The sequence below is a fragment of the Streptomyces sp. M-16 genome, assembly GCF_052114405.1.
Lineage (GTDB): Bacteria > Actinomycetota > Actinomycetes > Streptomycetales > Streptomycetaceae > Streptomyces.
Map to the genome: position 1 here is coordinate 1 of NZ_JBFRER010000331.1, position 524 is coordinate 524.

At 76.7% G+C, this 524-nt stretch carries 1 protein-coding gene; it reads left to right on the plus strand.

What is annotated here, in order from left to right; genetic code table 11:
• Positions 1 to 524 (plus strand): biotin/lipoyl-containing protein (locus tag AB4039_RS42405; RefSeq protein WP_442273333.1); only part of this gene is annotated, 524 nt, incomplete at both ends.

The window sequence follows — 524 nt, forward strand, 5'->3', positions numbered from 1 at the left end:
GAGGGGTCTCGACCGACAAGGTCGACACCGAGATCCCGTCGCCCGTCTCCGGCATCCTGGCCTCCATCAAGGTCGCCGAGGACGAGACCGTCGAGGTCGGCGCCGAGCTCGCCGTCATCGACGACGGCTCCGGCGCCCCGGCCCAGGCCGYCGCCCCGGCCGCCGAGACGGCCGCCGCCGAGACCCCGGCGGCTCCGGCCCCCGTGGCCGAGGCCCCGGCCGCCCCCGCACCGGCCGAGACCCCCGCCGCTGCCGCCCCGGCCGCCTCCGGCACCGATGTCGTGCTCCCCGCCCTGGGCGAGTCCGTCACCGAGGGCACCGTCACCCGCTGGCTGAAGGCCGTCGGCGAGTCGGTCGAGGCCGACGAGCCGCTGCTGGAGGTCTCGACCGACAAGGTCGACACCGAGATCCCCGCCCGTCTCCGGCATCCTGGCCTCCATCAAGGGGTCGCCGAGGACGAGACCGTCGAGGTCGGCGCCGAGCTCGCCGATATCGACGACGGCTCCGGCGCCCCGGCCCAGGCC